Raw genomic sequence first — 21261 nt, 5'->3', positions numbered from 1 at the left:
GCGGCGCCGTAGCCGCCACCGGACTGCGGGGCGTTGCCGTAGCCGCCGCCGGAGGAGGGGGCGTTGCCGTAGCCACCCGGGCCGGGCTCGTCGCCGTAGCCGTTGCCGGCCCAGCCGCCCTGCCCGCCGCCGTACGCGGACGCCGGCGGCGCGCCGTACGGGTCCGGCGGAACGTCGTCCACGACCGGGCGGTGCATCATCGTCGGCGCGTCGCTGAGCGAGCCGCCGCCGCCGACCATCGTCGGCGCCGCCCCGGCGCCCATCCCGTTGACCACCCGGGTGTGGTCGTCGGCGCCCCGGTAGCCGCCGCGGGCGGCCGGCATCGCGCCCGCCGCGGCGGCGGCCCCGGTCGGGCCGTCCCCGTCGACGTCGTCGCCCTCGTTCTTGCGGCGCATGTAGAGCAGGACGATGGTGCCGACGCCCACGGCCACGAACAGGCCGCCGAGCAGGATCAGCAGCCACGAGCCGAAGCCGCCCGAGTCCTCGTTGGCGGCGGGCTGCTGCTGGACGACGGGTGCCTCGCTGGCCGGCTCGTCGGTCGCCTCGTCCGTCGCCTCGTCGGTGGGCAGGGCGTCGTCGCTCTCCGACGGGGTGGGGCTCGGGCTGGCCTTGACCTCGATCGGCACGCCGATCCGCAGGCCGGTGATCGACTGACCGGCCTGGGCGTCGATCGACTTGGTGCCGATGGTGCCGTCCTTGTTGGCACCCAGGTCCAGCCGGCCCGGCGCGATCGGGTCCGACGTCGAGCCGCTGAACCGGAAGTTGCCGCTGCTGTCGGTGGTGGTCTGGCGCTGCTTGCCCTGGCTGTCCCGGAGCATCACCACGACGCCCGGCAGCGGGTCGCCGTTCGCCGCGATGACCGCCTTCCCGGAGACCGACTTGACGGTCTCCGGCTGGGGCGGCGCCTTGGCCTTCACGGTGAGCGAGAACGACGGCGTGGCGGGATCGGAGCTGTCCGGGACCACCCGCACGGTCACGTTGGCGGTGGCGTCGCCCGCGTTGTCGTTCGCCTTCAGCGTCAGCAGGACGGTCTTCTGTGACCCGGGCGGCCCGTTGAACTGGAAGTTGCCGCAACCACTGGCGCAGCTGACCCCGGAGGGCAGGCCGGTCAGGGTGATCTCCCCGCTCTTGTCGTTCACATCAGGCCGGACGGTGACACTCACCGTGGCATCGCTGCCGGCGTTGACCGTGACCGAGTTGGGGCTGACCGTGGCGTCCGCGGCCAGGGCGGGTGTGGCGGGGACGGTGAGCAGCGCGCCGAACACCAGCGCCACGACCACACCGGCCCGCTGCTTCCAGGCACGTCGGTGTGTTGACACGTCCACCGCCTTCCGGGTCTGATCTCCTCGCCGGCCCGGTGCCGCACGAAGGTCGATCACTCACGGTACGAATACGCCGTCGGCAACTATGCCTTGTCTGACCGGATCATCTCTACCCAGGGCCGGGCTCGACCGCGGCGCAGTCGGGTCGTATCGTCCCGTCGTGTCCTCTCCGCACACTAATTCGGCCGCAGTTGCGGCAGCTCTGACGGCGCTGGATGAGGGGCGTGCGCCCGAACGGCCGGTGTTCCGGGAGGCGGTCCGTACTCTCTTGGCCGTCCTCGCGGAGCGCGCCCCCGGCCGATCGGTGGAGGTGCGGGTCCCACCTTACGGTGCGGTGCAGTGCGTGGCGGGGCCGCGACACACCCGAGGAACACCGCCGAACGTGGTGGAAACGGACCCGGCGACCTGGCTGGAACTGGCCACCGGGCGCCTCGGCTGGACCGAGGCGGTCACCCAGGGTCGCGTACGGGTCAGCGGGATCCGCGCCGACCTCTCCGAGCATCTGCCGCTCTAGCTGGGCGTCCGACTGCCAGCCAATATCACTTTGGGCGGGCGGATCGTGACTGTCGGTGTCGGCTTGGATTCGCGTACACTGTCAGGTGACGACGGTCCCGGCCGACCACGCGGAGCTTCACCCCCCGACTCCGCCAGGCCAGTCCAGACAGGGAGCGGCAGGTGCCCCGAGGCGATGGCCGGCTGAGCCACGACCTTGACCCCCAACGACCCGGCCCCCAGGACGCGTGTGGCGTCTTCGGCGTCTGGGCGCCCGGGGAAGAGGTCGCCAACCTCACCTACTTCGGGCTCTACGCCCTCCAGCACCGCGGCCAGGAGGCCGCGGGCATCGCGGTGAGTGACGGCTCGGGTGTGGTGGTCTACAAGGATCTCGGCCTGGTCGCCCAGGTCTTCGACGAGCCGACGCTGGCCAGCCTGCGCGGGCACGTCGCGATCGGGCATGCGCGCTACTCGACCACCGGCGGCTCGACCTGGGAGAACGCCCAGCCGACGATCCGGGCGACCACGGCCGGCACCACCATCGCGCTGGCCCACAACGGCAACCTGGTCAACACCGCCGAGCTCCAGCGCGAGGTGGCCGAGCGGGGGATCGACCCGGACGGCTCGACCAACGACACCTCGCTGGTCACCATGCTGCTGGCCAGCCGGCCGGACCTCTCGGTCGAGGCCGCCGCGCTGGAGGTGCTGCCCCGGTTGCGCGGCGCGTTCAGCTTCGTCTTCATGGACGAGTCGACCCTCTACGCGGCGCGCGACCCGCACGGCGTCCGCCCGCTGGTGCTCGGCCGCCTGGAACGTGGCTGGGTGGTCGCCAGCGAGACCGCCGCGCTGGACATCGTCGGCGCGAGCGTGGTCCGCGAGGTCGAGCCCGGCGAGCTGATCGCCATCGACGAGGACGGGCTGCGCTCCACCCGGTTCGCCGCGCCGGAGCCGAAGGGCTGCCTCTTCGAGTACGTGTACATCGCCCGCCCGGACGCCACCATCGCCGGACGGAACGTGCACGCGGCCCGGGTGCAGATCGGGCGCCAGCTCGCCCGCGAGCACCCGGTCGAGGCCGATCTGGTGATCCCGGTGCCCGAGTCGGGCACCCCGGCGGCGATCGGCTACGCCGAGGAGTCCGGCATCACCTACGGCCAGGGCCTGATGAAGAACCCGTACGTCGGGCGCACCTTCATCCAGCCGTCGCAGACCCTGCGCCAGCTCGGCATCCGACTCAAGCTCAACCCGCTGCGGCAGAACGTCCGGGGCAAGCGCCTGGTGGTGGTGGACGACTCGATCGTCCGGGGCAACACCCAGCGGGCCATCGTGCGGATGCTGCGCGAGGCCGGTGCGCTGGAGGTGCACGTCCGGATCTCCTCGCCACCGGTGAGCTGGCCCTGCTTCTACGGCATCGACTTCGCCACCCGGGCCGAACTGCTGGCCAACGGGCTGGACAACGAAGGCATCCGGCGGTCGATCGGCGCCGACACGCTGGGTTACGTATCGCTTCCCGGACTCATCGCCGCGACCGAGCAGCCGAAGACCCGGCTCTGCCGGGCGTGCTTCGATGGGGAATACCCGATCGAACTGCCGGCCGGGAACCTGATCGGTAAGCACGTGCTCGAAGCAGTGGGCCGCCGGGTCGTCGCCGACGCGGCTCAGCCCACCGGCGCCACCGCCTCGTCTCTCGTCGCCACTCCGGGCGGCGTGACCAACCGCCCATAGCACCGCCCGACGCGGGCCGCCCGCAAGCGCAGCCCGCGGGAACCACAAAGGGGAGAACCGTGACGCACGTGTCCGAGCGCAGCGGCGCAGGAACCAGCCCGACGGGCGCCGGCGGCGACCGCCAGCCCTGGACGGCCGGCACCAGCCGCACGACGCGCAAACGCTCGGTCTCGTACGCCGACGCCGGGGTGTCGATCGAGGCGGGCGACCGCGCGGTCGAGCTGCTGAAGTCCAAGGTCAAGCAGACCCGGCGCCCGGAGGTCATGGGTGACCTGGGCGGCTTCGCCGGCCTGTTCCGGCTGGACACCAACAAGTACAAGAACCCGATCCTGGCCTCGTCGACCGACGGTGTCGGCACCAAGCTGGTGATCGCCCAGCAGCTCAACATCCACGACACGGTCGGCATCGACCTGGTCGCGATGGTCGTCGACGACCTGGTCGCCTGCGGTGCCGAGCCGCTCTTCCTGCTCGACTACATCGCCACCGGCGAGGTCGTCCCGGACAAGGTCGCCGAGATCGGCGCGGGCATCGCCGACGGCTGCCGGTACGCGGGCTGCGCCCTGCTCGGCGGCGAGACCGCGGAGCACCCCGGCGTGCTGCGCCCCGACGAGTACGACATCTCCGCCACCGGCGTCGGCGTGGTGGAGGAGAGCGAGATCCTCAGCCCGGAGCGGGTGGAGGTGGGCGACGTCGTGATCGCGATGCGCTCCTCCGGCCTGCACTCCAACGGCTACTCGCTGGTCCGGCACGTGCTGCTGGGCGTCGCCCGGATGCGGCTGGACGTGGTGATCGAGGACTTCGGCCGGCAGCGGACCCTCGGCGAGGAGCTGCTCACCCCCACCAAGATTTACGCGCAGGACTGCCTCAAGCTGATCGCCGAGGCGGACGTGCGGGCGCTGGCCCACGTCACCGGCGGTGGCATCCCGGGCAACCTGGTCCGGATCCTGCCCGAGCACGTCGACGCGGTGGTGAACCGGTCGACCTGGAAGCCGCAGCCGGTCTTCGACCTGATCCAGTCCAAGGGCCGGATCGAGGACCCGGAGATGGAGGCGACGTTCAACATGGGCGTCGGCATGTTCGCCATCGTCTCCGCCGAGGACGCCGATCGCGCGCTCGCCACCCTGACCGGTCGTGGCGTCGATGCCTGGCAGGCCGGCGAGATCATCGAGGGCTCCGGCAACGTGCAGATGATCGGTCAGCACACCCGCGGTTGATCACGCTCTGCTGATCATCCGGCCACCTGATCGGGGGTTCACCCGAGTGGTCACCGCCGCCTAGCCTGAAGGTCCAGGCTAGGCGGGGGAGGGTTGATGGCTGCTCGTACGCATCCGGGGATGCACGGGATCGCCGCGGTCCCCTCGTACGTGGTGATGCAGCCGACCACGCTCTGCAACCTGGACTGCGTCTACTGCTACCTTCCCATGCGGGCGGTGGACCGGCGGATGCCGGTCGAGGTCGCCGAGGCGGTGGCGGCGGCGGTGAACCCGTGGGCGGCCGCTGGTCGCTTCTCGGTGGTCTGGCACGGCGGGGAGCCCCTGGCGGCCGGCCGCGAGCACCTGGCCGCCCTGCTGGCCCCGTTCGGGCCGGAGGTGGAGCACCACGTCCAGACCAACGCCACGCTGATCGACGACGCCTGGTGCGCGTTCTTCGCGGAGCACGGCATCCGGGTCAGCGTGAGCGTGGACGGGCCGCGGGAGCGCAACACGGAGCGGGTCACCCGGGGCGGGCGGCCGGCGTACGACCGGATCCTGGCCGGGGTGGCCGCGCTGCGCCGGCACGGGCTGCCCTTCTCGGCCCTGGCGGTGGTCTCCCGGCCGGCGCCGGGTCTCGCCACCGAGCTGTACGACTACTTCCTCGACCTCGGCTGCGACGTGCTCGGTATCAACATCGAGGAGACCGAGGGGGTCAACACCCGGACCAACGCCCGGGACCCCGCCGCGGTGACCGGCTTCTGGGCGGAGCTGGTGGCCGCCTGGCGCCGGGATCCCCGGATCCACCTGCGCGAGGTGGAGTGGTCGCTGCGGTACGCCGGGGCGGTCCTGGACGGCACGGCGGACGAGCTGCTGCCCCGCCGGCTTGATCCGATCCCCACCGTCGCCCACGACGGCTCGGTGGTGGTGCTCTCCCCGGAGCTGGCCGGCTTCAGCGACCCTCGGTACGGCGGCGACTTCAGCAGCGGCAACGTGCTGGCTGCCCCGCTGGCCGAGATCCTGGCCGGTGCCGGGCGTACGCCCTGGGTGGGCGAGTTCCTCGCCGGTGTCGAGGCGTGTCGGTCGTCCTGCCCCTACTTCGGGTTCTGCGGCGGTGGCCATGCGGCCAACCGCTACTTCGAGCTGGGGCGTTTCGACGGTACGGAGACCGAGCACTGCCGCAACAGCAAGATCCGCCTACTGGAGGGAGTTCTGGAGCATGCCCGAGACCACGAGTCACCGGCAGCCTGAGCGCGTCGGGGAAGCCGCCCCGGATCTGGTCGCCGACCGGGTGCGGGAAGCCGCTGCGGGGGTGACCGCACTGCTCCACGAGGCGGAGGCGGCGCGGCTGCTGCGGGCGGAGGTGTCGGGCGGCGACGGGGCCAGCGCGGTCTGCGCCTGGAACCACTTCGAGAACATCCCGACGTTCTACAACTGGAACAACCGGCCGCGCTGACGGCACCGGACCGAGATCAGGGACCTGCCGCCACACCGAGGAGACTCGGCGCGGCAGGTCCCTGACGGTCGGTCGATACGCCAGCTCCCGCAGGGCACATACGTGAGCACGCGGGGCTTACCGCGTGCTCAGATGTGACCGGAGGTCAGCGGGTCGGACGGGCCCAGGTGTCCGGGTCGTCGTCCGCGTGGTCCTCGTCATCGTCGTCGACATACTCTTTGTAGTCGTCGTCGAAGTCGTGGTCCGACTTGCCGCCGCTGCCGCCGAGTTCTCGCTGCAAGGCGGCGAGGTCGGTGTTCGGGGAGTGGTACTTCAACTCCCGGGCCACCTTTGTCTGCTTGGCCTTAGCACGGCCGCGCCCCATGGCTCGACCCCCTCGCACAGAATGCGGGGCAGCCCGAAGGCGGGCCCCGATGACGTCAGGCATCTCTCGTGGCTCTTACGGTACATGGGGATGCCACCGTTCGGCACCTCGGGTTACCGTCAGCCGGCCCTGCGCGTCGCAGTTATCCGGCCGTCACAAATTGTACCCGGTAAGGACCGAGGGCCGGGCTTGGCCGTGACAGCCGGCAAACCGGCACGAAGCGCCCCTTTCTTCAGCTTAACGCTGGGACGGGAGGTCGCGCGGCCCGGGGGCGGAGCAGATGCCCGCCCCCGGAGTGACGTTCAGCGCAGGCGGATCGTCCGCAGCCGGCCGACCTCGGCCATCCGTCGCTCGGCAAGCCGGTCCGCGGCCACCGCGGGCGGGACCCCCTCGTCGTCGGCGAGGCGGAGGATCTCCCGGGTGGTGTCGTAGATGCGGGTGGCCCGCAGCTTCGCCCGCTCGAAGTTGAAGCCCTCGATCTCGTCGGCGACCTGGATCACGCCGCCGGCATTCACCACGTAGTCCGGGGCGTAGAGGATGCCCCGGTCGGCGAGGACCTTCTCGATGCCCGGGTGGGCGAGCTGGTTGTTCGCCGCGCCGGCGACCACCTTGGCCCGCAGCGCCGGCACCGTGTCGTCGTTGAGGGCGCCGCCCAGCGCGCAGGGGGCGTACACGTCGATGTCGGAGGCGACCAGGGCGGCGGTGTCGTCCACCAGGCCGACCTGCGGGTGGGTGGCGCGCACCCACTCCAGGGCCTTCGGGTTGACGTCGGTCGCCACCACCTCCGCGCCGTCCTCGAGCAGGTGGGCGGTCAGGTACTTGCCGACCTTGCCCAGGCCGGCCACGCCGACCCGCCGGCCGGCGAGCGTCGGGCCGCCCCAGACGTGCTCGGCCGCGGCCCGCATGCCCTGGAAGACGCCCCAGGCGGTCAGGATCGAGGAGTCGCCGGCGCCGCCGTGCTCCACGCTGCGGCCGGTGACGTACTTCGTCTCCCGGGCGATCACGTCCATGTCGGCCACGTAGGTGCCGACGTCGCAGGCGGTGTAGTAGCGCCCGGCCAGGGACTCCACGAAGCGGCCGTACGCGCGCAGCAGCGCCTCGCTCTTGACCTGCTCGGGGTCACCCCAGATGACCGCCTTGCCGCCGCCGAGGTCGAGGCCGGCCAGCGCGTTCTTGTACGCCATGCCCCGGGAGAGGTCGAGCACGTCGGCGAGGGCCTCCTCCTCGCTGGCGTACGGGTAGAACCGGGTACCGCCGAGCGCGGGGCCCAGCGCGGTCGAGTAGATCCCGATGATCGCCTTCAGGCCGGACTGCTTGTCCTGGCAGAACACGACCTGTTCGTGACCCGTGGATCCCGGGTCTTCGGTGCTGGCGAAAACGCCCATGGCTGACTCCTGTGTCGGTGTGCGCCCTTGTGGGGCGCGGACCTCGTGGCACGCCGGCGGGATGCTGCCGGTGCTGCTGAGCCTAATATCGGCCGAAGCCGTACTGTCGCGCACGTCACGCCACCGGGTTGCGGCGGCGGCGTGCGGGTCCCGTCTCGTGGGAGGATCGCGCCGTGCCGTCGCTCTTCGCTTCTTACCTGCGCGTGTACGAGCCGCTGACCGCCTTCGATCGGGAACGCCAGTCGTTCTGGCGCCGGTACGTCAACGAGGGCCGGGCGATCGCCCCGCTGGAGGGCCCGGTGCGGCAGCGGACCGCGGTGATCGAGGCGCTCGGCGCGGGCTGGACCCGGCTGCCCGACCTGCCCGACGAGGCGTACGTCCTGGAGACCGACGACACCCTGCTGGTCTGCCCGTGGAACCTGCGGGTCCGGGTGGCTGAGGCGGCGCTCAGCGCCCGCGACGGGGTGCCCTCGGTGTTGGCCGACGCGTTCGTCCCGCCGATCCTGGCCGGTCAGGCCAAGGCGGTGGTGGAGGACTGGCGCAGCGGCGCGCGGGTGCTGGAGCACGGGGTGCCCCGGGTGCACGAGCAGATCGCCACGTGGGGCGTGCCGCTGCGGTGGTTCGTGCTCTTCGAAGCGCAGGAGCGGCACCTGGTCACCGATCCGGCCCGGCGGGCGCTGCGCTACCGCACCGAGATCTCCAGGGCGCGGCGTCGCTCGTCCCGGGCGCTGTCGGTGCTGCGCAAGTCGGTCGGGGATGCGCCGATCACCGAGGCGGTCGAGGAGGCCGCCCGCTGGCTGGAGGAGTTCCACCCCCGTTCGGTGGTGGAGCTGGACTACGGCGGCCTGGTGCAGCTGCTGCCGGACGAGACCCTGGCGGCCGACGACTCGACCGAGCTGGTCGCCGCCGGCCTGGCCGGACTGTCCCGGGGTGAGGCCGAGGAGGCCTCGGCGGCCTACGACAAGCTGGTCGCCAGGTGGCGGGCGGTGCAGCTGCTGGAGCGCTGCAACTAGCTGGCCGGCCGGGCCGCCGCCGGGGGCCCGAATTGCCCCGGCTGACGCCTCGCGATGCGAGAGTGTCTCGTAGTTGACGCATCACGAACCGTGATCATGAGTCCGAATATGGTAGTTTCTGCGGCATAAAAGTCGTAAAAATCGGGCATGGTTCATCCGTCCGTCTAGGGACCTTCAGCCGTTCGGCCCATGTCGGACATCGGGGACTAGCCGGACCATGGGAGACGCGTCGGCCGGCGGGACCCCGGCCGATGTCTATACATGTGGAGGAGTGACCCCGATGGCATCGCGAACGCACGAACCAGAGCCGCTACTCACGCCGGCCGAGGTCGCGTCGATGTTCCGTGTCGACCCGAAGACGGTGACCCGGTGGGCCAAGGCTGGCAAGCTCAGCGCCATCCGGACCCTGGGCGGCCACCGCCGATACCGTGAATCGGAAGTCCGCGCCCTGCTGCAGGGGCAGATCCCCCAGCAGCGTCAGGGAGACTGAGGACCCGGACGTTTTCCAGGCGTTCCGATCAGGGGCGGCCGGACGTACGCGAGAGCGACGATCCGCCGCCCTTCGTCGTGTCCGGGGCCCGGAGCCTAGCCGTCCAGCACGATCCGCAGCCCGACGGTGCCGCCCTCACCCCGCCGCAGCCGGCTGCCCAACAGGCTCAGCCGCCCGATCAGCCGGTACTTCTGCTTCAACAGGCCACGGATCCGCCGGGTGGACTCCGGACCGACGATCGAGGCGTGCCCCGTCGCCGCCGGACCGTGCGCCCGCCCGCGTACGTCGCACGGGGCCACCGTCACCCGGCCGTCCCGCCGGATCCGCTTGACCTTGCCGGAGTCCGACACGGTCCAGACCGCCAGCGCGTCGCCGTCCCGCACCGCCCAGACCGGCGTCGGCACCGCCCGACCATCTTTCCGGAAGGTCGTCAGCAGCACGTACTTCTCCGCCGACAGGCGGTCCAGGTCGGTCACGCCGCCCAGGATACGGCCGCGACAGCCCGACCGAGTCCGGATAGCGTGATCGCCGTGACCGGGGAACCCACGATAGGCGACGTGTTCGGCGAGATGATCCGCGACGTCTACGCCGTCGCCACCGGCATCGGGCCCCGGCCACTGGTCGGCGGGCGGCTGCCCCGGCCGGTAATCGAGATCATCGAACGGGACGACGGCCTGGTGAACGGCGCTCCCGCCGCCCACTACCTCGATCCGCCCGGGTTCTGGCAGCCGCACGACCACCGGGCCGTCTCCCGGGTCCGCGGTCACGTGCTCGACGTCGGCGTCGGCGCCGGCCGGATCGCGCTGCACCTGCAGGAGCAGGGCGTGCCGGTCACCGGGCTGGACACCTCGGCCGGGGCGCTGCGGGTCTGCCGGCAGCGGGGCGTACGCGAACTGGCCCACGGCACCGTCGACGAGCACGTCGCCGACGGCCGGCGGTACGACACGTTCCTGCTGCTCGGCAACAACCTCGGGCTGTTCGAAGGGCGGGAGCGGGCCCCCGGCTTCCTGGCCGCCCTCGCCGCGCTGGCCCGGCCCGGCGCGCAGGTGATCGCGCACGGCACCGACCCGTACGGCACCACCGACCCGGTGCACACCGGCTACCACGAGCTCAACCGGCGGCGCGGCCGGCTCGGCGGGCAGCTCCGGCTGCGGCTGCGCTACCGGATGCTCGGCACCGAGTGGTTCGACTATCTGGTGTGCTCGGTCGACGAGTTCGCCGAACTGGTGCACGGCTCGCCGTGGCGGCTGGTCGACGTGGACGAGCGGGACCGGCCGTACTACCTGGCCACGCTGAAGCTCGCCGGGTGACCTCTGGCCATGAGGGGCCCCCTGCTCCACCACGGGCGTTGACAGGGGGCCCTTCCCTTCAGACGGTCGGGGTGGTCTGCTCCGGCGGCAGGCCGCCGTCGCCGTCCACCACCTCGTCCGGGGTGCCGTCCTCGTCGATGTCGACCATGGTGATGTCCACCTTGCCGTCACCGTCGGTGTCGAACTGGAAGAGGTCGGCCTTCCCGTCGCCGTCGGTGTCCACCACCCACACGTCGGTCTTGCCGTCGTTGTTGGTGTCCGCGCGCAGCAGGTCGACCCGCTCGTCGCCGCGGGTCTCCACGGTCTCGGTGCTCTCCGTGCTCTCCGGTGCCTGGCTCATCTCGGTCCTTCCCTCGGCGTTGGAGGCCGTCTGTACCCGATCCGGCACGCCCCCACGCATGCCGCCCGGACCGGCCCTGCATAGGGTCGCACCCATGAACGAGCGGAGCGGGCGGCCCGGCGCGGCGGAGACCCCGCGCGTCGCCGCGCGCGGCGAGGGGACGTCATGAGTGGTCGTTTTGTGGTCGTCGGGGCCGGCACGATGGGCCTCGGCATCGCGTACGTGGCGGCCGGCGCCGGCTACGCGGTCGAGCTGGTCGAGGTGGACGCCGAACGCGGCGTCGCCGCCGTACGGCGCCTCGGCGAGCTGTGGGAGCGCGGGGTCCAGCGCGGCAAGCTGACCGCCGGGGAGGCGACGGCGAACCGGGAGCGGGTCACCCTGCGGTCCGGCCTCGCCGAGGTCGCCGAGGGCCCGGACGTGATCGTCGAGGCGGTCCCCGAGCGGCTGGACCTCAAGCGGTCGGTGCTCCGGCAGGCCGAGGCGCGGCGTCCCGCCCTGCTCGGCAGCAACACCTCCAGCATCCCGATCGCCGAGCTGGCCGACGGGCTGGACCGGCCGGCGGACTTCCTCGGGCTGCACTTCTTCAACCCGGTCTGGGCGATGGCGCTGCTGGAGATCGTGGTCGGCCCGGCCACCGCCGCAGGCACCACCGAGGCGGCCGTCGCGCTCGCCGGGCGGCTGGGCAAGGACCCCGTCGTCGTACGCGACATGCCCGGCTTCGCCACCTCCCGGCTCGGGGTCACCCTCGGGCTGGAGGCGATCCGGATGGTTGCCGACGGGGTGGCCAGCCCCGCCGACATCGACAAGGCGATGGTGCTCGGCTACCGGCACCCGATCGGCCCGCTGGAGCTGACCGACCTGGTCGGGTTGGACGTCCGGCTCGACATCGCCCGCACCCTCCAGGCCGCGTACGGGGACCGGTTCGCGCCGCCGCCGCTGCTGGTGGAGATGGTGGCCGCCGGGAAGCTGGGCAAGAAGTCCGGCCAGGGCTTCTACTCCTGGAAGGAGGGGGTCCGACAGTGAGCGGGCTGCGAATCGAGGAGCTGCCGGACCGGCTGGTGGTCACCCTGGACCGGCCGGAGAAGCGCAACGCCATCGACGCGGACCTGATCGCCGAGCTGCACGCGGTCTGCGCGGAGCTGGAAGCGCGGCCCCGGCTGCTGCTGCTCACCGGCGGGACGGAGGGCATCTTCGCCGGTGGGGCGGACATCGGCCAGCTGCGCGAGCGCGGCCGGCTGGACGCCCTGGCCGCCATCAACCAGGCCGCCTTCGCCCGGATCCGGGCGCTGCCCATGCCGACCGTGGCGGCCGTGGACGGCCCCGCGCTGGGCGGCGGCGCCGAGCTGGCGTACGCCTGCGATCTGCGGGTGTGCACGGCGCGTGCGGTGTTCGGCCAGCCCGAGGTGCGGTTGGGCATCCTGGCCGGTGCGGGCGCGACCCACCGCCTGCCGGCGCTCGTCGGCGAGGCCCGGGCCAAGGAACTGCTCTTCACCGGCCGGCGGGTGGACGCCGAGGAGGCGCTGCGGATCGGGCTGGTGAACCGGGTGGTGGGTGAGCCCGCGGAGCTGCTGCCCACCGTGCACACCCTGCTCGACGAGATCGCGAAGGGCTCGGCGCTGGCGGTGCGGCTGACCAAGCTGGCCGTGGACGCCCCGGCGGCCGCCCACCCGCAGCTCGACCTGCTCGGCCAGGCGGTGCTCTTCGAGGACGAGGAGAAGCACCGGCGGATGACCGAGTTCCTGGAGCGGCGCCGGTCCCGCTGACCGTACGGACAGCACGAGGGCCGCGCCGGTTCGCCCGGTGCGGCCCTCGTCGTCGTTCCGGTCAGTGCCGGATCTGCACCCCGGCGTCGGCCAGTGCGGTGATCACGTGCGCCGACTCACCGAAGCCGATCACCAGTACGGCGTCCGCCCCGAACTCCTTGATCTGCCGGGCGCCGTCGCTGAAGTCGACCGGCGGCGCCTTGGCGTCGGCCGGCGGCTCGTACGTGAGCAGCTTGACCCGGTCCGCGCCCATGCCGGCCCGCTCCAGTTCGGCGCGGACGTTCTCCTGGAGGCCCTCGCCGTAGGAGTCCTTGCGGGCGACGATGGCGATCTTGTGCGGGCCGTCCCGCAGGATCACGTCGGCGAGCGCCCGCCCCTGCAGGCTGTCCGGCGGGGCGGTCCGGAAGTAGAGGCCGTGGTCGTCGATCTTGCTCAGCCCGGCGTCGGTGTTGGACGGGGAGAAGAGCACCCGGCCGGCGGCCACCACGTCGGGCAGCACGGCCCGGGAGATGCCGGACGCGGCGGCACCGATGATGACGTGCACGCCCTGGCTGACGTGCGAGGCGACGGTCGCCTTCGCGACCTCCGGGTTGGTGCCGTCGTCGCCGTCGATCCAGACCATCGGCTCACCGAGCACGCCGCCGTCGGCGTTGATCTCCTTGACCGCCAGCGCCGCGCCGGCCGCCATCGGCGGGTACGCCAGCGCCAGGTCACCGGTCTTCGGCAGCAGGCCGCCGAGGACCAGCGGGGCACCGGCGTCCTTGCCCGGCTTGGTGCCGCGCTGCTTCTTGCCCCGTGGCGGCGTCTTGGTGCTCGCCGCCGACTCGTCGCCGGCGCCGACGAACTCGGTCTTGCCGTCGTCGATCTTCTCGTCGTCGAAGTGCAGGGTGGCGTAGCTGGCGGTGGACGGCTCGCCGGCGTCGGTGAACCCGGCCCGGTTCAGCGACACCCCCCGGTACTCGATGTCCTGGCCCGACCGGGCGAGCTGGAGACAGGTCGCCGGATCCTCGCAACGCTGCCCGTTGGTGGTCACCCCGACGATCTGCTTGGCGATCTCGCCCGGGTCGGTGGTGCCGGCGAGCTGGGCGGCCAGCGCGCTGATCACGACGGCGTCGTACGTCTCGGCCGAGTAGAGGTAGTCCTTCAGACTCGGGTCTACCGTGCGTAGCCGATCCTTGAAGGTCTCGGGCAGCGGCGTGAGCGGGATGGTGCCCTTCATGCCGTTGACGAGGTCCCCACGGTCCTTGAGTTCATCGACGTACGAGTTTTGCATGTTGCCGTCGGTGCCGTAGAGGCGCACCTGGGTGGTGGCCGCCTCTTCGGTCTTGTCGCTCCCGCAGGCGCTGGTGGCGAGCAGGAGCGCCGCGCAGGCCACGGACATGGCCCCGCGCGACGCGCGTGATACGAGCATGGTCGTCCTTCCTCCGGCGAAGGTCCGCTGCGCACCTTAGCGTGCCGACGCGGGCCGTGGGACTGTGGAGGGCGCTCCGTCGGTAGCCCGACTGCGGGTATCACTCAGCGTGATGGCTGGGCCGTTCCGGGGTCACCGCTTGACCCCCGGTTCTACTGTTCGGCGAGTGACCGACGAAGCACAGCAGACGCTGGACGACGCGACCGCCGTGCTCCGCTCGGCCCTGGCCGGAGACGGCGACGCGGTGGTGGGCACCTTCGACGCGGTGGTGGACCGCTCCGGGCTGGCCGGCGCGTACGGGGTGGCGTGGTACCTGGCCGCCGCCATGGTTGGCGACGTCGCCCCGGCCGGCGGCGCCGCCCTCGACTTCCCCGGGATCGACCAGGCCGGCTACGACACCCGCTGGGTGGCCCGTTTCGTCAGCGCGTACGCCAACGACGACGCCGACACCGGCGAGGCGCTCTTCGGCGCGGCCATGGCCGACGGGTTGCTGCCGGACTGCCTGCTCACCCTCGCCGGGTCGACGGTGGCCACACTGCGCAGCCGGGCGGGCTGAGCGGACCCGGCCCGGCTGTCCACAGGCGACCGCCCGCGGTCGCGGCACGGCGCCAGACGCGCCGGCGGTGTCCGCCCTGTCCCGTCCGGGGCCGCACGGCTGTGGTAGCTCTGGTGCATGTCCGAGGCGATGCTCAGCAAGGTCCGCAAGCTGCTCGCCCAGGCCGAGGACCCGGCCTGCACGCCCGCCGAGTCGGCGGCGTTCATGGCCAAGGCGACCGAGCTGATCGCCCGCTACGGCGTCGACCGGGCGCTGCTCGCCGCCCGGGAACCGGCCACCGATCCGGTCGGCGACCGGGTGGTCGAGGTGGTCGCCCCGTACGCCCGGGACAAGGCCGGCCTGCTCGCCGCCGTCGCCGACCCGCTGCGCTGCCGCTGCGTACGACGCCGGCAGGGCACCGGTTTCGCGATGCATCTCTTCGGCTTCGCCAGCGACCTGGAGCGGGTCGAGCTGCTCTTCACCTCGCTGCTGGTGCAGGCCGCGCACGGGCTGGCGGGCACCGCCGTGCCGGCCGGGGAGCATCCGGCCGCGTTCCGGCGGACCTGGCTGGCCGGCTTCGCCCACGTGGTCGCGGACCGGTTGCGGGCGGCCGAGGCCGGCGCGGTGGCCGGGTCCGGCGCACCCTCGATGGCGCTGGTGCTGGCCGACCGCTCGGACCGGGTTCAGCGGCGACTCGCGGAGGTCTACCCGCGGCTGCGCACCGCACCGGCCCGCCGGCTCGCCGGCACCGGCTTCGGCTCCGGGGTCGAGGCGGGGCGCCGGGCCGACCTGGGTGGTGCGGGCGTGACCGCACCCGCCGCGACCCGCGGCATCGCACCGTGACGGCGCGGGTCCGCCGGGTCCCCGCCGGTCAGTCCGCGCTGCGGGCGACCGTGACCAGGTAGCGGTGCAGCAGCTCGTGCCAGCCGGCGGTGAGCGCCTCGCGGTAGCCCTCGGCGGCCGCACCGTGCCGGTCGAAGTTGCGGTGCTCGACCTCCACCCGGGTCCGGTCCGGGCCCTCGGCCAGGAAGAGCACCTCGACCTCGCTGGCCCGCGCCGGGTCGGGAACCGGCACCCGGTCCGGCCCGATCTGCCAGGTGAACACCAACCGGCGGGGCGGGTCCCAGGTGAGCACGCGGCCCCAGTCGCTGCGGAAGCCGTACGGCCCGATCTCGTAGAGCATGCCGCCGGGGCGGGGCTCGACACCCAGCTCGGCCAGGGCGTCCGGGCCGGACCAGGTGTACTCGCGCACCCACCAGTCGGTCAGTGAGCCAGTGAACACGGCGAATGCGCGTCCGGCGGGGGCGGGGGCGAGGAGGCGGCTGCGGAGGGAGAAGCGGTCGAACTCCTGGCGGACCTCATCCGGATCGACCGTCTCCCGTCCCATAGGCCCGGACCATACCGGCTGATGCCTCGCTGCGCAGCTTCGCGCGCGCCCGCCCGCCGGGCCCGGGAGACCGGTTCCCGACCCGCATCACCGCGACAGGTGGCGGCCCTTCGAGCGGCCGACGGTCGGGCGGGAGCCGGATCAGTGCCGGGCGGGAGCGGACCGCCACCAGGCCGTACGCCGCAGCAGCAGCAACCCCGCGACGGGCGCGAGGGTCACCGCGAGGGCGAGGCTGCTCGCCGCGTCCCGGGGCGTCCAGAGCAGGTTGTCGCCGATCCCGTTGGCGTGCGCGGTCAGCGAGGATGCGACCAGCAGCCCCAGCGCCGCCAGCACCGCACCGGTCCGGCGCAGGCGTCCGCGCGATCCCACGGCCCGGACGCCGCCGGCCGGCCCCGCCGACGGGCCGGTGGCTGCGGGCACCGGGCGGACGGTCGACGACGTCGCCCCGGTCAGCCGCCGCTGGAGGGCGAAGAGGCCCCGGACGGCCCCGGCCAGCGCGGGGAGGGCCAGAAGCAGGATGAGGGTGGCGTGGGTGGCCCACGCGCCGGCCAGGGTCGGACCACCCCAGGAGTCGGCGTACCGGTCGGCCCAGATGTCCCGGGTCGACCCGCCGAGGCCGAGCCAGGGACGGAACGGGTACGCCAGCACGTTGATCAGCACCAGGAAGGCGAGTACGCCGGTGAGCGCCGACGCTGCCACCGCGACCGGCAGGGCGAGCACCGCACGGGCCAAGGCGCGGACCCGGTCGCGGCGGCGCAGGGCGGCGGGCAGCGCGGCCAGGGCGCGCGGTACCGCGACGACGGACCAGGCGACCCGGCGGAGCGTCTCCGCCCCGTAGGCCACCCGCCATGGCGTGAGGACTCGGTGGAGGAGCTGGCGTGGGTTTCCGGCTGGGCTCATACCGCCAGTCTTCGCGGCGGCGCGACCCGGCGCCATCGGGACGATCCCCCGGCTCACCCCGGAGGTCGAACCCCGAGACCACGCCGGTCGCGCCGCAGCTGCCGCCGGAAAGCAGGTCGAGACGGCCGGCCGTCAGGTGCCCGTGGGGGAAAGATGGCCAATCAGGTTCCACTCACCGGGCCGCCGCCCTGATCCGGCGCACCGCCTCGCGGGCGCCTCCGTTCCACGGGGTGCCGTGACCGGGGAGGATCCACGTCGCCGGCAGGTCCTCGAGGCGGGCGAGCGAGGCGAGGGCCAGCGCCGGGTCGTCGGTGAACGGGGCCGGCTGCGGATCCTGCCGACCGGTTAGGACGTGCCGGGTGGTGAGCGCGTCCCCGACGAACACGGCGTCGGCGACGGGCACGTGCACGGCGATGCTGCCCGGCGAGTGGCCGGGCAGCCCGATCACGCGCGGGGTGCCGGGCAGGTCGAGCACCTGACCGTCCTCCACCGTGGCCACCTCGCTGAGGTAGGTCGTGCGCAAACCGCCCTTGCGGCTCGCGTACCAGAGGAAGCGCGCCGTCGCACCCACCTTGAACTTACCGAAGGATGCCTCGGGCTTGACCTCTCCGCGGGCGCGGGCGGCGTCCGCGCTGTGCACGTGGACCGGCACGCCGTGATCGCGCCGGAGTCGCTCGGCGAAGCCGATGTGGTCGGTGTCGCCGTGGGTGAGGATCAGGCCGCGGACGTCGGCGAGCGAACGGCCCATGCCGGACAACTCCGCGACCAGCTCCGGCCAGTGGCCAGAGAGCCCGGCGTCCACGACGGTCACGCCCTCCTCGGTTTCGATCAGGTAGGCGGCGACGATGTCGTTGCCGATGCGGTGCAGATGTGGCCCGAGCTTCATGATTGCCTCCTGCGGTGGTGTCCTGCCTTCATGGCTACGGTACATAGCTATCATGGCTAAGGGCTATAGCTATCTCGTGGTGATGGCCTACCCGGAAGGAGCATCTGCATGCCGACCCCCGATCGGACCTCGCTCGCCGACATCGTCGAGGCCGCCCGCGACATCCTCGAGTCAGGGGGACTCCCACGCCTGACGATGCAGGCGGTCGCCGAGCGGGTCGGCGTACGCGCACCTTCGCTCTACAAGCGGGTCCACAACCGCAACGCGCTGATCCGGCTCGTCGCCGAGGCCACCGCCCGCGACCTGGGCGAGCAGCTCAGCGCCGTCGCCGGCAGCGGCGACCCGGCCACGGACCTCGCCGAGCTGGCCCGCGCCTTCCGGGCGTTCGCCCACGCCCACCCGGCCGGCTACCACTTGATCTTCGCCACCGGCCCCGAGGAGACCCGGCCCAGCCTCGACGCCCTCACCCAGGCCAGCGCCCCGGCCCTGCGCGTCGCCGCCGACCTCGCCGGGCCCGAGCACGCCCTGGAGGCCGCCCGCATGTTCACCGCCTGGGCCAACGGCTTCGTCAGCATGGAGTTCGCCGGCGCCTTCAACCTCGGCGGCGATCTCAACGAGGCGTTCGAGTTCGGCATCGTCCGGCTGACCGCCGCCTTCAGGGCCCCCTAGCCCGACGAGAAAACCCTGCACGATCCCGGAGAAGTCCGGCCAGGTCCGCAACCGCGGGAAGCACCCGGCACCGCTCAAAGCCCGGCCGGCTGATCCTCCAGGACTCTCATCGTGCCGGATGCCGGTCACCGATCACACGGGCTCGACCACTCGGAAGCGTTCGGCAACGACGAGAGTGTCATCGTCAATGACGGGGGTGCGCCCCAGGAACTCGCTCACGCCATCGCTCCGGAAGAACTCTTCGTGGGCTGCCCGCCACTGCGCAACGTCGGAGTAGCCGCGCCCCTCGGCTCGCGCGAAGTCATCGTCGATTTCCTTCATGGGAACGACCCGAACGTCGACGAGTTCGATCGTGACGGCCGGGCGGCCCTCGGAATCGAGCACGGAGAACTGCTGGCCGGTCTGCGGCACCGCCTCACCAGCGTGCTCGAAGATCTCCAGGAGGCCCGTGAGCGCGGTCTTCTGACCGCTCAGGATCGCGGCCACGCCACGATCACGTTCTGGACCGGGAAAAGCGAGTTCAAGAGTCGGAAGGCCTTCATGTTCCATCGGGAGATGCTACAAGCCTTCGGATTGGCCAATGGTCATTGCCTCGCTGGCCCCGACACTCACAGCAAGCACCTTCACGACACGCCCCGGATCCGGGCGGACTGGTCCGGCCCTGCTGCCCACCCCCAGCCGGCTCAGGAGTTGGGCATGTGCTGGCCCGCTGCCTGGCCCTGCACGAAGTGACGCTCCACCTCGTGCCGATCCTGGTCGGTGCCGGCCCGGTGGACCGCGGCGGAATCCTCATCCGAAGCGAGCCGATTGCGGTCTCGCGAGACCACGAAGACAACCACCGCGGCCGCCAGCAACAGGAGCACCACGAGAGTTACCACCACCGCAGTCATGCCATCGACGCTACGGCACACGCGCCAGTTCCAGCGATCACAGAGGGTGCGGGGTCGGCGGCGATTACTCGTGATGGCGTAGAGCGTCAAGGATCCACGCGTCGGGTGGAGTGCCCCGAAGCCCGTGTTCGGTCTGGTACACCCGGCACATCAGCCCGTAGTCCTCACGGCCGGACAAGGTTGGATCGACATCAACCCCGTTGATTCGGATGGTGGGTGAGCCGACGAAGTGCTCGCGCTGAGCTTGCTCGTCCGAGTCGATCCGGCGCGACGTGATCGGTGTGTCGAAGCCGGCTACTGCCAGCAACGACCGCAGGTGCTCCTCCAGGCCCTCGTGGTTCGGGCACCCGTCGAAGTACAGAACCTCGATCATTTCTGGAAGCGACCTTTCCTGACTGGCACGGTCAACAAGGCCCAGTCTGTCCGGCGCCGAGCAGCGAGACCCGCAAGTGGAGGGGGAGCCCTACGCGCCGACTGCGTACCCGAGGCTTGGACAGGGGAGCCACTACAGTCCCGTCAGGCGGCCCCTTGAATCACCTGGCCGACAACCGAAACCGGGGGCGACGGGTACACGGCGCAGGTGATCGTCGCAGCACTGGCCCGCGACGTCCCCCGGCCATCGTCGAGCGATACGAACGCCACCACACCGACGACGCTGGCCACCAGCATGGTGGCGCTCGCGAAGGTGAGAAGGCGACGTCGGCGGCCCTTCAGCACCCAGCCGAGAAGCACGAACAGCAGCATGGAGAGCAGGCCGGCACCGCAGCTGGTCGCGAGGCCCAACCAGGCCCAGTCCTCACCCCTCACACATTCGTCCTCACAACCGAGGGAGCTGGCGGCACCGATCAGGCCGACGCCGAAGAACATGGCCATGCCCCAGAAGAACAATAAGGCGGTCCACAACAGCTCACCATGCAGTCGCTGGTTACGCACCAGGGATACCTCCGGGCTAGATGGCGACTGACCTGCGGGACAGAGGTTCGCAGCGACAGATGACGATACTTCTACTCCGAGAGTGGTGGGGTGGCGTGAAGCGAGGTGCGAGCCCGAGCGGACAGGCCGGGAGGGGACCGCGGGGCCGATCAAGGAGAAGGGTGGCAGGCGGCCACGAGCGGAGCGGGCGGGGCAGCCAGCGTCCCGCGAAGATGAGCCACAGCGTTCCCCGAGGAGGCACCGGACAGCGACGGCCGGGGAGTCCTTTTTATCGCCGCGAGTTCTCGGCCTCAGCCTGCTCGCGTAGCCGCTGCCGCTTGAGGTCCACGCGCCATCGCTCGTGCTCCTGCAACACTGAACTCACGCCAAGCAGGGCGAGGCAGACGATGAAGCAGGCGAACGCGACCAGGGCGACGATCAGCGAGCGTCCGCCGTCGCCAGCAACCAGCAGTATCAGTCCGCCAAGGCCGGACGTGACCATGAGTGCGGCCAAGCCCCGATGCTCCGGTGGGTCTACCTGCATGCCGGGGTCTCCTTACTCGTGGTCGGCTCATACTGTCGGCCAGCAACGAACGAGGCAAGAAGCAGTGCCCCCTCCGGTGCGGCGTCAGCCGCCGGGCCTCGCTGATCTTGACGACTCCGGCCGGCCCAGTCCGCATCTGGTCCGCAAGAGGTCGGTGAATGAAGGGCAACACCTACGACGAGGGAGAAGCCCGCGTCGCCCCGCACACCCGGGCCAGGGCGGAGGGACGGGCAGTTTGATCTCATAATTCCTCGGTCGCCGCGCTGGACGCCCTGAGGGC

At 71.9% G+C, this 21261-nt stretch carries 27 protein-coding genes; 13 read left to right on the top strand and 14 right to left on the bottom strand.

The features are described from left to right. On the bottom strand, nt 1–1319 hold a 1319-nt coding region (locus ACL02O_RS14615; protein ID WP_412818593.1), incomplete at its 3' end, for a carboxypeptidase regulatory-like domain-containing protein. 163 nt (nt 1320–1482) lie between these two features. On the opposite strand from ACL02O_RS14615, the gene ACL02O_RS14610 reads away from it, so the two are divergent. From ACL02O_RS14610 to amcA, 5 genes are all read left to right on the top strand, one after another. Continuing rightward, complete coding sequence (locus ACL02O_RS14610; RefSeq protein WP_412818592.1) at nt 1483–1836, top strand: sterol carrier family protein; 354 nt, start codon at nt 1483–1485, stop codon at nt 1834–1836. A gap of 161 nt (nt 1837–1997) precedes the next feature. Further along, nucleotides 1998–3536 carry an amidophosphoribosyltransferase gene (gene purF / locus ACL02O_RS14605; RefSeq protein ID WP_412818591.1) on the top strand — a complete coding sequence of 513 codons (1539 nt, stop codon included), beginning with the start codon at nt 1998–2000 and terminating at the stop codon, nt 3534–3536. A gap of 59 nt (nt 3537–3595) precedes the next feature. Then, nucleotides 3596–4750 carry a phosphoribosylformylglycinamidine cyclo-ligase gene (gene purM / locus ACL02O_RS14600; RefSeq protein WP_412818590.1) on the top strand — a complete coding sequence of 385 codons (1155 nt, stop codon included), beginning with the start codon at nt 3596–3598 and terminating at the stop codon, nt 4748–4750. 120 nt (nt 4751–4870) lie between these two features. Next, nucleotides 4871–5977 (top strand): cyclophane-forming radical SAM peptide maturase AmcB, encoded by a 1107-nt coding sequence (gene amcB / locus ACL02O_RS14595; protein ID WP_412818597.1) that lies wholly within the window; start codon nt 4871–4873, stop codon nt 5975–5977. Next, the gene (gene amcA, locus ACL02O_RS14590) at nt 5946–6182 is read left to right on the top strand and encodes a multiple cyclophane-containing RiPP AmcA (RefSeq protein WP_412818589.1); all 237 of its coding nucleotides are present in this window, start codon (nt 5946–5948) and stop codon (nt 6180–6182) included. The genes amcB and amcA overlap by 32 nt, the downstream gene beginning before the upstream one ends. 145 nt (nt 6183–6327) lie before the next feature. Here the strand turns inward: amcA and ACL02O_RS14585 are convergent, their stop codons facing one another. Further along, complete coding sequence (locus ACL02O_RS14585) at nt 6328–6546, bottom strand: DUF3073 domain-containing protein (RefSeq protein WP_412818588.1); 219 nt, start codon at nt 6544–6546, stop codon at nt 6328–6330. A gap of 302 nt (nt 6547–6848) precedes the next feature. Beyond that, nucleotides 6849–7931 carry a Glu/Leu/Phe/Val family dehydrogenase gene (locus ACL02O_RS14580; protein WP_412818587.1) on the bottom strand — a complete coding sequence of 361 codons (1083 nt, stop codon included), beginning with the start codon at nt 7929–7931 and terminating at the stop codon, nt 6849–6851. A gap of 173 nt (nt 7932–8104) precedes the next feature. Here ACL02O_RS14580 and ACL02O_RS14575 point away from each other — a divergent pair, with 173 nt between their 5' ends. Next, the gene (locus ACL02O_RS14575) at nt 8105–8944 is read left to right on the top strand and encodes a hypothetical protein (RefSeq protein WP_412818586.1); all 840 of its coding nucleotides are present in this window, start codon (nt 8105–8107) and stop codon (nt 8942–8944) included. Between the two features lie 280 nt (nt 8945–9224). After that, complete coding sequence (locus ACL02O_RS14570) at nt 9225–9434, top strand: BldC family transcriptional regulator (protein WP_007073996.1); 210 nt, start codon at nt 9225–9227, stop codon at nt 9432–9434. Between the two features lie 95 nt (nt 9435–9529). Here the strand turns inward: ACL02O_RS14570 and ACL02O_RS14565 are convergent, their stop codons facing one another. Then, nucleotides 9530–9910: a PPOX class F420-dependent oxidoreductase gene (locus ACL02O_RS14565; RefSeq protein ID WP_412818585.1), complete on the bottom strand. Its 381-nt coding sequence runs from the start codon at nt 9908–9910 to the stop codon at nt 9530–9532. A gap of 54 nt (nt 9911–9964) precedes the next feature. On the opposite strand from ACL02O_RS14565, the gene ACL02O_RS14560 reads away from it, so the two are divergent. Continuing rightward, the gene (locus ACL02O_RS14560; RefSeq protein WP_412818584.1) at nt 9965–10744 is read left to right on the top strand and encodes a class I SAM-dependent methyltransferase; all 780 of its coding nucleotides are present in this window, start codon (nt 9965–9967) and stop codon (nt 10742–10744) included. A 58-nt stretch (nt 10745–10802) separates the two neighbouring features. Here ACL02O_RS14560 and ACL02O_RS14555 read toward each other — a convergent pair whose 3' ends face one another. Then, nucleotides 10803–11084 (bottom strand): hypothetical protein, encoded by a 282-nt coding sequence (locus ACL02O_RS14555; protein WP_412818583.1) that lies wholly within the window; start codon nt 11082–11084, stop codon nt 10803–10805. 165 nt (nt 11085–11249) lie between these two features. Here ACL02O_RS14555 and ACL02O_RS14550 point away from each other — a divergent pair, with 165 nt between their 5' ends. Further along, a complete protein-coding gene (locus ACL02O_RS14550) occupies nt 11250–12107 on the top strand; it encodes a 3-hydroxyacyl-CoA dehydrogenase family protein (protein WP_412818582.1) in 858 nt (285 codons plus the stop codon). Beyond that, on the top strand, nt 12104–12847 hold the full coding sequence (locus ACL02O_RS14545; RefSeq protein WP_412818581.1) for an enoyl-CoA hydratase/isomerase family protein: 744 nt from the start codon (nt 12104–12106) through the stop codon (nt 12845–12847). The genes ACL02O_RS14550 and ACL02O_RS14545 overlap by 4 nt, the downstream gene beginning before the upstream one ends. A gap of 61 nt (nt 12848–12908) precedes the next feature. Here the strand turns inward: ACL02O_RS14545 and ACL02O_RS14540 are convergent, their stop codons facing one another. Further along, the gene (locus ACL02O_RS14540; RefSeq protein WP_412818580.1) at nt 12909–14258 is read right to left on the bottom strand and encodes an ABC transporter substrate-binding protein; all 1350 of its coding nucleotides are present in this window, start codon (nt 14256–14258) and stop codon (nt 12909–12911) included. 166 nt (nt 14259–14424) lie between these two features. On the opposite strand from ACL02O_RS14540, the gene ACL02O_RS14535 reads away from it, so the two are divergent. Further along, the gene (locus tag ACL02O_RS14535; RefSeq protein ID WP_412818579.1) at nt 14425–14814 is read left to right on the top strand and encodes a hypothetical protein; all 390 of its coding nucleotides are present in this window, start codon (nt 14425–14427) and stop codon (nt 14812–14814) included. Nucleotides 14815–14931: 117 nt separating this feature from the next. Further along, nucleotides 14932–15636 (top strand): DUF2786 domain-containing protein, encoded by a 705-nt coding sequence (locus ACL02O_RS14530; RefSeq protein ID WP_412818578.1) that lies wholly within the window; start codon nt 14932–14934, stop codon nt 15634–15636. Between the two features lie 28 nt (nt 15637–15664). Here the strand turns inward: ACL02O_RS14530 and ACL02O_RS14525 are convergent, their stop codons facing one another. The 3 genes from ACL02O_RS14525 to ACL02O_RS14515 all read right to left on the bottom strand — a co-directional run bounded on the left by ACL02O_RS14525 (nt 15665) and on the right by ACL02O_RS14515 (nt 17966). Further along, nucleotides 15665–16180, bottom strand: a complete 516-nt coding sequence (locus tag ACL02O_RS14525; protein WP_412818577.1) for an SRPBCC family protein — start codon at nt 16178–16180, stop codon at nt 15665–15667. A gap of 141 nt (nt 16181–16321) precedes the next feature. Continuing rightward, entirely contained in the window at nt 16322–17023 is a 702-nt protein-coding gene (locus ACL02O_RS14520; protein ID WP_412818576.1) for a hypothetical protein, read from the bottom strand. Between the two features lie 229 nt (nt 17024–17252). After that, complete coding sequence (locus ACL02O_RS14515; protein ID WP_412818575.1) at nt 17253–17966, bottom strand: MBL fold metallo-hydrolase; 714 nt, start codon at nt 17964–17966, stop codon at nt 17253–17255. Nucleotides 17967–18074: 108 nt separating this feature from the next. On the opposite strand from ACL02O_RS14515, the gene ACL02O_RS14510 reads away from it, so the two are divergent. Continuing rightward, a complete protein-coding gene (locus tag ACL02O_RS14510) occupies nt 18075–18635 on the top strand; it encodes a TetR/AcrR family transcriptional regulator (RefSeq protein WP_412818574.1) in 561 nt (186 codons plus the stop codon). 132 nt (nt 18636–18767) lie between these two features. On the opposite strand, the gene ACL02O_RS14505 is transcribed toward ACL02O_RS14510, so the two are convergent. The 5 genes from ACL02O_RS14505 to ACL02O_RS14485 all read right to left on the bottom strand — a co-directional run bounded on the left by ACL02O_RS14505 (nt 18768) and on the right by ACL02O_RS14485 (nt 20951). After that, entirely contained in the window at nt 18768–19184 is a 417-nt protein-coding gene (locus ACL02O_RS14505; RefSeq protein WP_412818573.1) for an ASCH domain-containing protein, read from the bottom strand. A gap of 134 nt (nt 19185–19318) precedes the next feature. Continuing rightward, nucleotides 19319–19525, bottom strand: a complete 207-nt coding sequence (locus ACL02O_RS14500; protein ID WP_412818572.1) for a hypothetical protein — start codon at nt 19523–19525, stop codon at nt 19319–19321. Nucleotides 19526–19589: 64 nt separating this feature from the next. Then, nucleotides 19590–19898, bottom strand: a complete 309-nt coding sequence (locus ACL02O_RS14495; RefSeq protein WP_412818571.1) for a DF family (seleno)protein — start codon at nt 19896–19898, stop codon at nt 19590–19592. A 143-nt stretch (nt 19899–20041) separates the two neighbouring features. After that, nucleotides 20042–20458 (bottom strand): hypothetical protein, encoded by a 417-nt coding sequence (locus ACL02O_RS14490; RefSeq protein ID WP_412818570.1) that lies wholly within the window; start codon nt 20456–20458, stop codon nt 20042–20044. A gap of 268 nt (nt 20459–20726) precedes the next feature. Then, the gene (locus ACL02O_RS14485) at nt 20727–20951 is read right to left on the bottom strand and encodes a hypothetical protein (protein ID WP_412818569.1); all 225 of its coding nucleotides are present in this window, start codon (nt 20949–20951) and stop codon (nt 20727–20729) included. Nucleotides 20952–21261: the final 310 nt, after the last annotated feature.

Origin of the sequence: Micromonospora mangrovicola, from assembly GCF_047200535.1 — a bacterium.
GTDB lineage: Bacteria > Actinomycetota > Actinomycetes > Mycobacteriales > Micromonosporaceae > Micromonospora.
Note: the sequence above shows the minus strand (reverse complement) of the source record. Positions and strands in the feature narration are given on the sequence as shown.